The sequence below is a fragment of the Leminorella grimontii ATCC 33999 = DSM 5078 genome (genome assembly GCF_000439085.1).
Classification (GTDB): domain Bacteria; phylum Pseudomonadota; class Gammaproteobacteria; order Enterobacterales; family Enterobacteriaceae; genus Leminorella; species Leminorella grimontii.
In genome coordinates this window covers 217609-230423 of record NZ_AUUA01000005.1, presented here as the reverse complement: position 1 = coordinate 230423, position 12815 = coordinate 217609, and the positions used below count along the sequence as shown (strand labels likewise).

At 54.4% G+C, this 12815-nt stretch carries 11 protein-coding genes and 2 rRNA genes; 9 read left to right on the top strand and 4 right to left on the bottom strand.

Features of this window, described 5'->3' with window-relative positions:
• The 5 genes from G544_RS0111665 to G544_RS0111645 all read left to right on the top strand — a co-directional run.
• A 23S ribosomal RNA gene (locus tag G544_RS0111665) occupies nucleotides 1-262 on the top strand; the annotation flags it as partial.
• A gap of 110 nt (nucleotides 263-372) precedes the next feature.
• Nucleotides 373-488: ribosomal RNA gene (rrf, locus tag G544_RS0111660) — 5S ribosomal RNA — on the top strand.
• A 481-nt stretch (nucleotides 489-969) separates the two neighbouring features.
• On the top strand, nucleotides 970-1617 hold the full coding sequence (gene osmY / locus G544_RS0111655; RefSeq protein WP_027274777.1) for a molecular chaperone OsmY: 648 nt from the start codon (nucleotides 970-972) through the stop codon (nucleotides 1615-1617).
• 59 nt (nucleotides 1618-1676) lie between these two features.
• A complete protein-coding gene (locus G544_RS0111650) occupies nucleotides 1677-1868 on the top strand; it encodes a CsbD family protein (protein ID WP_373876286.1) in 192 nt (63 codons plus the stop codon).
• Nucleotides 1869-2022: 154 nt separating this feature from the next.
• Nucleotides 2023-2808 carry a TatD family hydrolase gene (locus G544_RS0111645; RefSeq protein WP_036023898.1) on the top strand — a complete coding sequence of 262 codons (786 nt, stop codon included), beginning with the start codon at nucleotides 2023-2025 and terminating at the stop codon, nucleotides 2806-2808.
• Here G544_RS0111645 and G544_RS20400 read toward each other — a convergent pair.
• Nucleotides 2799-3482, bottom strand: a complete 684-nt coding sequence (locus tag G544_RS20400; RefSeq protein WP_051155707.1) for an AhpA/YtjB family protein — start codon at nucleotides 3480-3482, stop codon at nucleotides 2799-2801. The two genes, G544_RS0111645 and G544_RS20400, sit on opposite strands and share 10 nt — an antisense overlap.
• A gap of 128 nt (nucleotides 3483-3610) precedes the next feature.
• On the opposite strand from G544_RS20400, the gene serB reads away from it, so the two are divergent.
• Nucleotides 3611-4588, top strand: coding sequence for a phosphoserine phosphatase (gene serB, locus G544_RS0111635; RefSeq protein ID WP_027274774.1), 978 nt, complete (start codon nucleotides 3611-3613; stop codon nucleotides 4586-4588).
• Between the two features lie 58 nt (nucleotides 4589-4646).
• Nucleotides 4647-6026, top strand: coding sequence for a DNA repair protein RadA (gene radA / locus G544_RS0111630; RefSeq protein WP_027274773.1), 1380 nt, complete (start codon nucleotides 4647-4649; stop codon nucleotides 6024-6026).
• A gap of 52 nt (nucleotides 6027-6078) precedes the next feature.
• Here the strand turns inward: radA and G544_RS0111625 are convergent, their stop codons facing one another.
• Nucleotides 6079-7080 carry a zinc-binding alcohol dehydrogenase family protein gene (locus G544_RS0111625; protein WP_027274772.1) on the bottom strand — a complete coding sequence of 334 codons (1002 nt, stop codon included), beginning with the start codon at nucleotides 7078-7080 and terminating at the stop codon, nucleotides 6079-6081.
• A 106-nt stretch (nucleotides 7081-7186) separates the two neighbouring features.
• Here G544_RS0111625 and G544_RS0111620 point away from each other — a divergent pair, with 106 nt between their 5' ends.
• Nucleotides 7187-8086, top strand: coding sequence for a LysR family transcriptional regulator (locus tag G544_RS0111620; RefSeq protein ID WP_027274771.1), 900 nt, complete (start codon nucleotides 7187-7189; stop codon nucleotides 8084-8086).
• Nucleotides 8087-8109: 23 nt separating this feature from the next.
• On the opposite strand, the gene G544_RS0111615 is transcribed toward G544_RS0111620, so the two are convergent.
• Complete coding sequence (locus G544_RS0111615) at nucleotides 8110-8754, bottom strand: Rossmann-fold NAD(P)-binding domain-containing protein (RefSeq protein ID WP_027274770.1); 645 nt, start codon at nucleotides 8752-8754, stop codon at nucleotides 8110-8112.
• A gap of 104 nt (nucleotides 8755-8858) precedes the next feature.
• Nucleotides 8859-10526: an energy-dependent translational throttle protein EttA gene (ettA, locus tag G544_RS0111610; protein ID WP_027274769.1), complete on the bottom strand. Its 1668-nt coding sequence runs from the start codon at nucleotides 10524-10526 to the stop codon at nucleotides 8859-8861.
• A gap of 281 nt (nucleotides 10527-10807) precedes the next feature.
• On the opposite strand from ettA, the gene sltY reads away from it, so the two are divergent.
• Nucleotides 10808-12739, top strand: a complete 1932-nt coding sequence (gene sltY, locus G544_RS0111605; protein WP_428829222.1) for a murein transglycosylase — start codon at nucleotides 10808-10810, stop codon at nucleotides 12737-12739.
• The last annotated feature ends 76 nt before the right edge of the window (nucleotides 12740-12815 follow it).

The following is a 12815-nucleotide window of genomic DNA, read 5'->3' as shown; positions in this document are numbered from 1 at the left end:
GGGTTGCTCCTAGTACGAGAGGACCGGAGTGAACGCACCGCTGGTGTACGGGTTGTGATGCCAATTGCATTGCCCGGTAGCTACGTGCGGAAAAGATAAGCGCTGAAAGCATCTAAGCGCGAAACTTGCCCCAAGATGAGTCTTCCCTGGGGCTTTGAGTTCCCTAAAGGAACGTTAAAGACGATGACGTAGATAGGCTGGGTGTGTAAGTGCAGCGATGTATTGAGCTAACCAGTACTAATGAACCGTGAGGCTTAACCTTACAACGCCGAAGGCGTTTTAGAGACGAAGAGTTATTTAGCTTGTTTGTGGATTGGAGCTCTGTGGCGGAAGTATGATGAATACGGAAGCGGCGGAGTAAAACAGAATATGCCTGGCGGCGACAGCGCGGTGGTCCCACCTGACCCCATGCCGAACTCAGAAGTGAAACGCCGTAGCGCCGATGGTAGTGTGGGGCTTCCCCATGCGAGAGTAGGGAACTGCCAGGCTTTTAATTAGAAGAGGCCACTCGAAAGAGTGGCCTTTTTGCGTTTATCTTTCCCTTCATACTTTCTTATTAGTTACGATAAGAACTATAAGTTCAGTGACGTTTTTTTTGTGATCTATACAACACTTTACCCGCGTTTATCCTATAGTTAAAAAGTACCTGTCTGGCATTTCTGCATGGGGATAATGGTGTTCATCGTGGGCTGTTGCCAATTGGTGACAGTTAATTATTAGTTAATTCAATACGTTATTTTGTTTGTTGCCGAAATGTTTCTTTTAATTTGCATAATGTCGTCAATAAGAGACGCTATCTCAAATATAAGAAACGGTGATTCTAATAACCTATTGAATAATTAATGAATTATGAATGTGGCCCAATACTTGCAAGATGCACTTTACGGAAAGATCTTTACTGCAATGATATTCAACAGGGACGAGTCGCCAGACATTGCTAAACAACTTTATCTATAGAGGTGGTTATCAATGAATAATACTTTTCTTGTTCGCTCCACTACGGCCGTTGTGTTGGCTGCTTTGCTTGGCAGCGGTGCCGCACTTGCCGAAGAGACCGTTGCTGCTAAAACGGAGAATGCGGTTAAGGGGCTTGGTACTTCTATTGAAAGCTCGGTAGATAAGGCCGGAACAGAAATTGACAAGTCAATGAAGAAAGTCGACGGCTTTATGGACGACAGTACGATTACAGCGAAGGTAAAGAGCGCACTGTTAGACGATAAGGCCATTCAATCCACCGATATTTCAGTTAAAACCAGCGCTGGCGCCGTAACGTTGAGAGGCTTTGTCGGCAGTGAGGCGCAGCGCGCTCAGGCAGAGAACATAGCTAAGCAGGTTGAAGGCGTGAAATCTGTTAGTAATAAACTTCAGGTACAACAGGGCAAAGGAAGCTCGGTTGGGGCTTATGTGGACGACACGGCCATTACCAGTGAAGTTAAGGCAAAACTGTTGGCTGACAGCATAGTTCCCTCCCGCACCGTTAAGGTACAGACCAGCGAAGGCACGGTACTGTTAAGCGGTACGGTAAAAACTGAAAAACAGCGTGCTCAGGCAGAACGCGTCGCCGCTGAGGTGAACGGCGTGAAAAGCGTAAAAAATGACATAGAAATTAAACCGTAGAGCTAGTAATAGGGTAAAGCGACAGCTTTACCCGCTACCGACTAACAGAGGAGGCCATCATGATGAATAGCGATATTATTCTAGGTAGGCTAAAGCAGTGGAAAGGCAGCTTTAGAGAATGGTGGGCGGAATTTGCCGGTATGGAAAACGAATACTTTGCTGGAAACAGCGACTGGCTTTCTGGCCTGTTGCAGGAAGACTACGGCAAAGAACAGAAGCGACTTGACCTGGAAACCAAGGTCAGGCACTAACGGTTATCTATTTTTTCTTTCACGGTCGTTTTTTAGCGATCGTGACCTTTCTTTACTATTCGCAAGTACACATTTCCTCCAGCCTGCAGCTCGCTCTCTGCTATAGTCAACGACAGATCGGATATAGACAGCTTTGATTTTCAGAGGAGTGCGAGTGAAAGCCGCTTTTATAGATACTCACTGCCATTTTGATTTTCCCCCTTTTCTGGAGCATGAGGAAGAAAGCCTTCAACTGGCTGGGCACAGCGGCGTTGAGCGCCTGATTGTCCCTGCAGTAACCCGAGACAGGTTCGATGACATTACGCGGCTTATCGGGCGTTTTTCTTCCGTTTATGGCGCACTGGGCCTGCATCCGCTCTATATCGACCGCCACAAAAATAGTGATGTGGATGAATTGGAACGATACCTCTCTGAGAAAAACCATCGCATTGTTGCTGTAGGGGAGATTGGGCTGGACGACTATATGGAAACTCCGCAGCTGGCGCGCCAGGAGCAGTTGCTTATCGAGCAGCTAAGGCTGGCAGAACGATTCAATCTTCCCGTCATTTTGCACTCTCGGCGGACTCATGATCGTCTGGCCAAGCTGCTTCGTGAAGCAAATCAGAGCAGAACGGGCGTTATTCACGGGTTCTCCGGCAGCCTTTCTCAGGCGCAGGCGTTTATTAAGCTGGGCTATTTTATCGGCGTCGGCGGCGTTATTACCTATGAGCGAGCGCAAAAAACTCGGCGCGCTATCGCTAAGCTCCCTTTGGAGAGGCTTGTGTTGGAAACCGATGCGCCAGATATGCCGCTGGCCGGATTTCAGGGGCAGCCTAATCGGCCGGAACGGATAGTGCAGGTCTTTGAACAGCTTTGCCTGCTGAGAGAAGAGCCGCCTGAGCAGATAGCCCAACAGATCTATTTAAACTCATTAGCTCTTTTCTGGCCCGGTCAGCGATAGGGTTTTTTCTTATGGGGGCGCTTCTTTTTCGGCTGCGTCGGGTTGTTCGATTCTGTCGATGTGCTTTCGGGATGAGCCGGAGCGGCCGTTGATTTATCCTCCAGCCTGCGGGCCAGCAGCGCTCGAGCCAGTATAAAGCCAACGGCTGCCGCCAGCACGAGCATTAGCCGAAGCATATTGGTCGCTTTTTTTTGTTCCGCCGTCTCTGCTTTAGATACGTGGGTATCGAGAGTCAGACGAACGAAACCCAAGGGGCCGTCTTTACCCTCAATCATTTCCACAATCTGCTGATTTTCCGGTTTAACTGAACCTTTATTATCTATAGCCAAGCGTTCGCGAGCGCCGGTTTGCTCGCCTTCCTGTGCGATAAGCGCGCCGCCGACGCGATAAACGGAGGCGTCAAGTACGCGGCTATTTTCAGTTACGTGCCGTAAAATGGCGCGGATCTGCGGCTCATCGCTTTCTTCCGTTGGTTCATCCATCATAGAAACAAGAGAGAACGTAACCTGCTTAGCCAGCGTTCTGGCCAGCGCCTGAGCCTGTTTTGCTTGTGTCGCCTGACCGTTTAGGCTGAAATAGGTGATTCCTTGCATAAGGGCGGCCAACAACGCCAGGCAAAACAGAACGATAACGATCCGATGCAGTTGAAATTTTATCTTAAGCCGCTTGGACATGCCGTCACCCTATATGTAGAAGATGTTTTATGTTGCCAGAACTCTATTAGTTAGGATAGTTTTGAACGCTGTTTGCTGGCTAAAAGTGATTTAGCCGATTTGCCCCGTCTTTTGAAGGAGTTTGTTATATGCCTATTAGTCTGACCTATAGCGATTTGCCCGCGGAGATTGATTGCTGGCCCGGGCTACCGCTGTCGCTTAGCGGCGATGAGGTTATGCCGCTTGACTACTGGGCCGGCCACACGGGTTGGCTATTGTACGGGGAAGGATTGGACAAGCAACGGCTTTCCCAGTTTCAGCGTCGACTGAACGAGCCGTTGGTTGTGGTGTCCGCTTGGAGCGTGGAAGAATACCGGGTTGTTCGCCTGGCCGGCGTGCTTTCAGTGAAGGCGAAAAAAATTGCGGAAGAGCATCGGCTGGACGTCGCGCAGATGGGGAATTTACCCTCATTGCGCTCCCCTGGACTTTTAGTGATGGACATGGATTCTACGGCGATTGAGATTGAGTGTATTGACGAAATCGCCCGTCTGGCCGGCGTGGGAGAACAGGTTGCTGAAGTTACCGAGCGGGCAATGCGTGGAGAATTGGATTTCGCCGCCAGCCTGCGTCAGAGGGTGGCGACCTTAAAGGATGCGGATGCCGCTATTCTTGACTCGGTAAGGGAGCGTTTACCCCTGATGCCGGGCCTGACGACGCTGGTTGAGCGTCTGCACGAGGCCGGTTGGCAGGTTGCTATAGTTTCCGGCGGATTTACTTACTTTGCCGACTATCTGCGCGAGCGCCTGGATTTGATTTCCGTATCGGCCAACCAGCTCGGTATAAAGCAGGGTAAATTGACCGGTAAGGTAGTAGGGCCTATCGTTGACGCCAAATTTAAAGCGCAAAAGCTTCAACAACTGGCGGAAGAGTTGTCCATTCCCATGAGCCAAACGGTAGCTATCGGCGACGGCGCGAACGATCTGAAAATGATCAAGGTGGCTGGATTGGGCATTGCCTATCACGCAAAGCCGAAGGTGTATTCCAAATCCAAGGTGGCGATTCGTATGGCGAACCTGCTTGGGGTACTCTGCATTCTTTCCTCCAGCTTAAACCATGAAGGTAAATAGAGTTGGCTTTTTTGTTACACAGCACTGTTAGGAGACGTTGAGTTAATGGGGAGTCGTCATGGCAAAGCCGGTTAAACGCGCGTTCGTCTGTAATGAATGCGGAGCGGACTATCCGCGCTGGCAGGGGCAGTGCAGCGCCTGTCAGGCCTGGAACAGCATTACCGAGATCCGCCTGGCCGCCGCTGCGTCGGCCCGACTTGACCGCTTCTCGGGCTATGCGGGAGATTCCGGCGCTTCTAAGGTTCAGAAGCTGTCAGAGATAAGTCTGGAGGCGCTTCCTCGTTTTTCTACCGGCTTTAAGGAGTTTGACCGCGTTCTCGGCGGCGGCGTAGTGCCGGGCAGCGCGATCCTTATCGGCGGCAATCCCGGCGCGGGTAAAAGTACGCTGCTGTTGCAGACCATGTGCAAACTGGCCGGGCAGATGAAAACGCTGTACGTTACCGGCGAAGAGTCGCTACAGCAGGTTGCCATGAGGGCGCATCGCCTGGGGCTTCCCACCGAGCACCTTCAAATGCTGTCTGAAACCAGCATTGAGCAGATTTGCCTGATTGCCGAGCAAGAGCAGCCTAAGATCATGGTCATCGACTCCATACAGGTCATGCACATGGCCGACGTGCAGTCCTCTCCCGGCAGCGTTGCGCAAGTGCGGGAAACGGCGGCCTATTTGACGCGTTTTGCCAAAACCAAGGGCGTAGCCATCATTATGGTAGGGCACGTGACGAAAGACGGCTCTTTGGCCGGCCCCAAGGTTTTGGAACACTGCATCGACTGCTCCGTACTGTTGGACGGCGACGCCGATTCCCGCTTCAGAACGCTGCGCAGCCACAAAAACCGTTTCGGTGCGGTGAACGAGCTGGGCGTCTTCGCCATGACGGAACAGGGGCTAAAAGAGATCAACAACCCGTCGGCCATTTTTTTAAGCCGCGGCGAAGAGATCACTTCCGGCAGTTCGGTGATGGTGCTGTGGGAAGGCTCTCGCCCCCTGCTGGTTGAGATCCAGGCGCTGGTAGACCACTCGATGCTGTCGAACCCAAGGCGGGTAGCGGTAGGCCTTGAACAGAACAGACTGGCGCTGCTGCTAGCGGTGCTGCATCGCCACGGCGGCCTACAAATGGCGGATCAGGACGTGTTCGTCAACGTCGTTGGCGGCGTAAAGGTGATGGAGACCAGCGCCGACCTTGCGCTGTTGCTGTCACTGGTTTCCAGCCTGCGCGACCGCCCGCTGCCGGAGGATCTGGTGGTATTTGGCGAAGTAGGGCTGGCGGGGGAAATTCGCCCGGTCCCCAGCGGGCAGGAAAGAATCATCGAGGCGGCCAAGCACGGCTTTAAGCGCGCCATCGTGCCGTTTGCCAACGCACCGAAGAAGGCGATTCCCAATATGCAGGTTTTCGGTGTGAAGAAGCTTTCTGACGCGCTATCCGTTTTGGAAGATCTGTAGAGCGATGCTTCGCTTCTCTCGGGCCGCAGTCGGCCGGAGAGAAGCGCCCAACTTAATAGACAATAACCGTCTTGCCGATGGTTGTCCCTTCAAGCTGCTTTTGGTGCGCCTGCGTAATGCTGTCAACGCTCAGGCCGTGCAGCGTCGTACTTAGGCTTCCCTTTAGCTTGTCTTCGTCAATCAGTGCGGCGACGCGCTCCAGGATCCGTCCCTGCTCCGCCATATCCGGCGTCTGGTACATGCTGCGGGTGAACATCAGCTCCCAATGTAGCGCGACGCCCTTAGAGCGGATGAGCGACTGCTCTAGCGGCTTGTGGCTTTCGACGATAGAGCAAATGTGGCCAAAGGGAGCAATGATGTCGCCCATGGCGTTCCAGTAGGCGTCGGTGTCGTTCAGGCAGAAAATATAGTCCACCTGCTTAATGCCGTGGCTGAGCAGATTTTGCTTCAGGTCGCGGTAGTCGACCGTGAGCGAAGCGCCGCGCTCAAGGCACCACTGAGCGGATTCAGGGCGCGAAGCGGTCGCCACGATGCGGACTTTACTTTTAAGCGCCGCCAGCGGAATTGCCAGTGAACCAACGCCGCCCGCACCGCCGATGATGAGCAGCGTTTTGTCTGCGCCGGCGTCCTGAATTTTCAGATGTTCGAACAGCCCTTCCCAAGCGGTGAGCGCCGTGAGCGGAACGGCTGCCGCTTCCGCCCAGCTCAAGGAAGACGGCTTGCGGGCCACCAGCCGGGAGTCAATCAGCTGATGCGTCGCGTTGCAGCCCGGTTTGGTGATGTCGCCGGCGTACCAGACTTCATCCCCCACGGTAAAGTTTTGAACCTGTGAACCGACGCCGATAACGACGCCCGCAGCGTCCCAGCCGAGAATGCGCGGCTGAGGCAGCCCATTTTTTTTCAATCCCGCATGGACTTTGGTATCGACCGGGTTCATGGCGATGGCTTTAATTTCAACCAGCAGGTCTAAAGGACCGGGAGAAAGCTCCGGCTGGTCAATGCGAATAAATTGCTGAGGATTTTTAGGATCGACAGCGATAGCGAATCTGGACATAGCGTAATTCCTTAGCGTAATGACGATGTTTCTCAGTCTATCCGCCCAGATGGGGTGTGATAAGATGCTATTATAAGAACTTAATGTTCATTAAATGAGAACAATTGTGTTTAAACAACTACAGGATATGGCGCTGTTTACCGTTGTTGTAGAGGCGGGAAGTTTTACGGTAGCAGCCAAGCGCGTGGGGCTGCCCAAGTCCAGCGTGAGCCAGCGTATTAGCCATCTGGAACAACAGCTGGGGCTGCGCCTGTTGATGAGGACGACTCGGCAGCTTAGCCTGACGTTTGCCGGGGAGCGCTATTTAATCCACTGTCGTGAAATGCTGCAGGCTGCAGAACGGGCCGAACGGGCCGTCGAGGAGCTGAAGTCGTCCGTGAGCGGGCGCGTGCGGATCACTGCGCCGGCCGGGTTGGCCGTCACGCTGCTGGCGCCAATCGTGGTGGATTTTCAAGCTCGCTATCCCGAGGTCTCCGTTGAGGTTTACGTCTCTGATGTCGTGACCGATCTGGTTGCCGCCGGGTTTGATATCGGTATCAGAACCGGAAAGCCGAAAGACTCGAACCTGATTGGGCGATTCTTAGGGAACTATCCCCGCCGTCTGGTTGCTTCTCCCGGCTACCTGTCGACCGAGGCGGAGATTGCGCATCCGTCAGAGTTGGAGCGGCATCGATGCATCACGCATCGGGCGTGGTCAGAGTGTACGCTGAGAAAAGGAAAGTCGGTTTTTCTTTGGTCGGCCTCCTCTCGCCACGTGACGGACAACCTGCTGTACGCGCGCCAGTGCGCTATTTCCGGCGGAGGAATCGCGCTGCTGCCGTCCTTTTTAGCGACAGAAGCGATAGAGCAGGGAACGCTGGTTCCCGTTTTGGAAGACTGGCAGGCGCAAAGCAACGAGCTGTATTTGGTGTATCCGGAACGTAAGCTCAATACCTCCGCGCTGGAACGCCTGATAGAGATGATTTTGAGCCATCCTCTGGTGGCCGCGCATTCGATAACCCGCTGAAACCTATTGAGCGAGGCTTTGCGTCAGCGTTCGGCGATGGCCCGCAGGGCGTCCGATTCGATTATCGTCAGGGCATCCGGCGATGAAGAACGTGCCTGAAGCCAAAGCGCTTTAGCGACGTCGCCTGCCGGAATGGACTTCCACTTGCCCGGAAAGTAGTGAAACAGCGGAGCGGCCAGCAGCTCGGTCGTTCTTGGTTCTTTGCGCTCGCCAAGCAGCATGGAGGGGCGAGCGAGGGTTAAATGGGGCCAGTCTTGAGCTATTAGCTGCTGTTCCATTTCCCCTTTGGTGCGGTTGTAGAAAAACCATGAGTTAGCGTTAGCGCCCAGCGCGCTCACGACCAGATAGTGAGTCGCGCCCAATCTGAGCGCCGTAGCGCCGCCATATACCGGTAACGTAACGTCGGCGTGACGAAATGCCGCTCTGCTGCCGGCCGTTTTCTGGGTAGTACCCAGACAGCAGAAGGCGACGTTTACCGGGGCCTCTAGCGCATCGAGAAGCGCTTTGAGATCGCTGCCGCAAGGATTTATGACCTTCTTGTCCGTACTGGGCAGAGGGCGGCGCGTCGGCGCATAGACGTTCGCGACGTTTTCAGAGGCGGTGAGTATTTTCAGCAGATGGCTACCGATAAGTCCGGTTGCGCCTAAAAGCAGAATGTTTATCGGCATAAACGGCCCTTGGCGTGGGGAAACTGTTGTCATATTGTGGCACAGCCGGAGAAAAAATGCCCCTGACGGGCAGGGGCATAATAAAGAAATGCGGCGGGCTTCTCTTATTTTGTCATTCTTTTGTACTTGATGCGGTGAGGTTCAAGGGCGTCAGCGCCCAGAGTGCGCTTCTTCCACTCTTCGTATTCGGTAAAGTTACCTTCAAAGAACTCCACTTTGCCTTCATCGCCGTAGTCCAGAATGTGGGTCGCGATGCGGTCAAGGAACCAGCGGTCGTGCGAGATAACCATTGCGCAGCCGGGGAACTCCAGCAGGGCATTTTCCAGCGCGCGCAGCGTTTCTACGTCAAGGTCGTTGGTCGGTTCGTCGAGCAGCAGCATGTTGCCGCCCACTTGCAGCAGCTTGGCCAGGTGCAGACGTCCGCGCTCACCGCCGGACAGCTCGCCGACGCGCTTGCCCTGATCGGTGCCCTTGAAGTTGAAACGCCCCACGTAGGCCCGGCTTGGAAGTTCGAAGTTACCGATCTTCATGATGTCCAAACCGCCGGAAACCTCTTCCCATACCGTTTTCTTGTCGTTCATCGCGTCGCGGAACTGGTCCACGGAGGCGATTTTTACCGTATCGCCAAGCGTGATGGTGCCGGAATCCGGCTGTTCGGCGCCGTTAATCATGCGAAACAGCGTGGATTTACCCGCGCCGTTGGGGCCGATGATCCCGACGATAGCGCCTTTGGGAATAGAGAACGACAGGTTGTCGATAAGCACCCGGTCGCCGTAGGACTTAGTCAGGTTCTGCACTTCCAGCACCTTGTCGCCTAAGCGAGGTCCGGGTGGAATAAACAGTTCGCTGGTTTCGTTACGCTTTTGATACTCGACGCTGTTAAGTTCTTCAAAGCGGGCAAGGCGGGCCTTGCCCTTGGCCTGACGGCCTTTAGCGCCTTGGCGGACCCATTCCAATTCTTTCTCGATAGACTTACGGCGGGCGGCTTCAGCTGAAGCTTCCTGCGCAAGACGCTGGTCTTTTTGCTCGAGCCAGGAAGAGTAGTTGCCTTCCCACGGAATGCCTTCGCCGCGGTCCAGCTCCAGGATCCAGCCGGCGACGTTGTCGAGGAAGTAGCGGTCGTGGGTAATAGCGACCACGGTGCCTTCGTAGTCGTGCAGGAATCGCTCCAGCCAAGCGACGGATTCGGCGTCAAGGTGATTAGTCGGTTCGTCGAGCAGCAGCATGTCCGGCTTTTCCAGCAGCAGGCGGCACAGTGCGACGCGGCGGCGCTCACCGCCGGAAAGGTGTTCGATAGTGGCATCCCACTGCGGCAGGCGCAGCGCGTCGGCGGCGCGCTCCAGCTGGTTGTCCAGGTTGTGGCCGTCGTGCGACTGAATGATGGCTTCCATCTCGGCCTGCTGCTTGGCCAGCTTGTCAAAGTCGGCGTCCGGCTCGGCGTAGGCGGCGTAAATTTCGTCCAGACGGGTCAGGGCGTTTTTCACTTCGCTGACCGCTTCTTCAACCGCCTCGCGTACGGTTTGCTCTGGATTAAGCTTCGGCTCTTGCGGCAGATAGCCGACCTTGATGCCGGGCTGCGGACGCGCTTCGCCTTCAATGTCAGTATCGATTCCGGCCATAATGCGCAGCAGCGTAGATTTACCCGCGCCGTTAAGGCCGAGTACGCCGATTTTCGCGCCGGGGAAGAAGCTTAAGGAGATGTTTTTTAGTATATGCCGCTTGGGCGGAACAACCTTCCCAACGCGGTGCATGGTATAGACGTATTGTGCCATAGCCTTATTGGTATCCAATAAAATAGTGGTGTACAGAATTGCCGCCTATTGTAGCGCTTCCCGGTGGGAAGTCTATTTTATCCGCGAACTTATGGTACACCTTAGAAGAAGAGGAACCGCAGCGAATGTAAAAGTGCCTTTCGCATTGAACGCTATGATAAAAAAGCGCTCTAACCTGCGTCAGATAAAGCGAAACATGGAGTATGCGATAGCCTATACTATATACGTTTACGCACGACCTAACTGATTCGCGTTTAACGGTTAAGAAAGAGAGGGTAGTAATGAGGGACAGTTGGCAAAAACTGATGAAAAATGGCTCCGTAGCGGTAGGTCTGGTGGCCGCGATGGCGCTGCAGAGCGCATGGGCGGACTCGCTGAGCGCCCAGCGGGAGCGATATCAGCAGGTTAAAAGCGCCTGGGACGGACAACAGATGGATGAAGTCGCCCGGCTGCTGCCTACGCTCAGAGAATATCCGCTCTATCCCTATTTAGAGTATCGCCAGCTGACACAGGATCTGTCGGCGCTTGAGATTAAACAGGCCAATGGCTTTATTACGCGCTATCCGACGCTGCCTCTTTCTCGTAATCTGAAAACCAACTTTATTAACGAGCTTGCGCGTCGGCAGGACTGGCAGGGCATCGTGCAGTTTGTCACGGAGGCGCCGACCTCCACCGCGGCTCGCTGTAACTTTTACTATGCGAAGTGGGCCACCGGCGCTAAGCAAGAGGCGTATAAAGAGGCTGGCGCTATCTGGCTAAGTGGAAAATCGCTGCCTTCTTCCTGTGAGGGGCTGTTTGACGCCTGGCGCAGTGCGGGCCTGCAAACGCCGGAAAGCGTTCTGGAGCGCATTCGGCTGGCCAGCAGGGAAAATAATACGTCTCTGGTAAGCGCATTGACGAAAAAACTCCCCGCCAGCTATAAATCGATAGCGGAAGGGCTCAACAAACTGCAAAAAGATCCCATGACGGTGGACGCGTTTGCCCGTAATTTTGGCCCGACTGATTTCACCCGAGAGGAAACGCGCCTGGCGTTTGCCAGAGCGGCGCGGAAAGACGTCGACAAGGCGCAGGCGATGATCCCGCAAATCGCCCAGCGGCAAAAGATGAGCAAACAGGCGTTAGAGGAGATCGTCGCCGGTCGGCTGATAAATACCTCCGCCAGCGCTCAGCAGGCGGTTTGGCGCGATGGCGTCATTTCTCGCAGTCAGGACATGGATCTCATTGAGCGGCGCATTCGCCTTGCGCTTAGCGAAGGCGATAAAAAGGGCGTCTCGCTGTGGGTTAATCGCCTGTCGGCGGATACCGCGGCGAAGGATGAATGGCGCTATTGGCGTGCCGATGCGCTTATAGAGCGCGGTAAGCGCAGCGAAGGCGAAGCTATTTTGCGCGATCTGATGACCCAGCGCGGCTTTTACCCCATGGTGGCGGCGCAGCGTCTTGGCGTTCCCTACGTTGTGAAGCTGGAAACGGCAGTGAAGCCGACGAAGGCGCTAACGCAGCGGCCAGAGGTCAACCGTGTGAGGGAGCTGATGTACTGGGGGATGGATAACCTTGCCCGCAGCGAGTGGAGCAATCTGATCTCAAGCCTGCCGAAGCCCGATCAGGAGGCGCTGGCCCGATATGCCTACGATCAGGGCTGGGCTGACCTGAGCGTTCAGGCCACCATCGTCGCCAAGCTGTGGGATCACTTACAGGAGCGCTTCCCGCTGGCCTATCCGACGCTGTTTAAGGCTTCAACCAACGATAAAGACATATCCGTTTCTTTCGCTATGGCGATTGCCCGTCAGGAAAGCGCGTGGAATCCTCAGGCGCAGTCTCCGGTAGGCGCTCGTGGGTTGATGCAGCTGATGCCCGCGACCGCGAAGCATACGGCGAAGCAGAACGATATAAGCACCTACAGTAACGTGAGTCAGCTGTTCGATCCGCAAACCAACATTCAATTGGGCACCACCTACTTGGAGCATACCTACCAGACGTTCGGCCAGAACCGCATACTGGCGGCCGCGGCCTATAACGCGGGGCCAAATCGGGTTAGCGCCTGGCTTAATAACAGCGCTGGCCGCCTTAACGCTGTGGCTTTTGTAGAGAGCATTCCGTTTAATGAAACGCGGGGCTACGTTAAAAACGTGCTGGCCTACGATCTGTTTTATCGCAGCTTTATGAGCCAGCCGGGCATAGTGATGACCGACGCAGAATGGAGCAGGGCGTACTGACAATGAAGGAAGAGTAAAAATCTGTCTTTCAGTCTCATTTATGCTATTGTACTAGCAATGTGGTTCACTAGCAGAG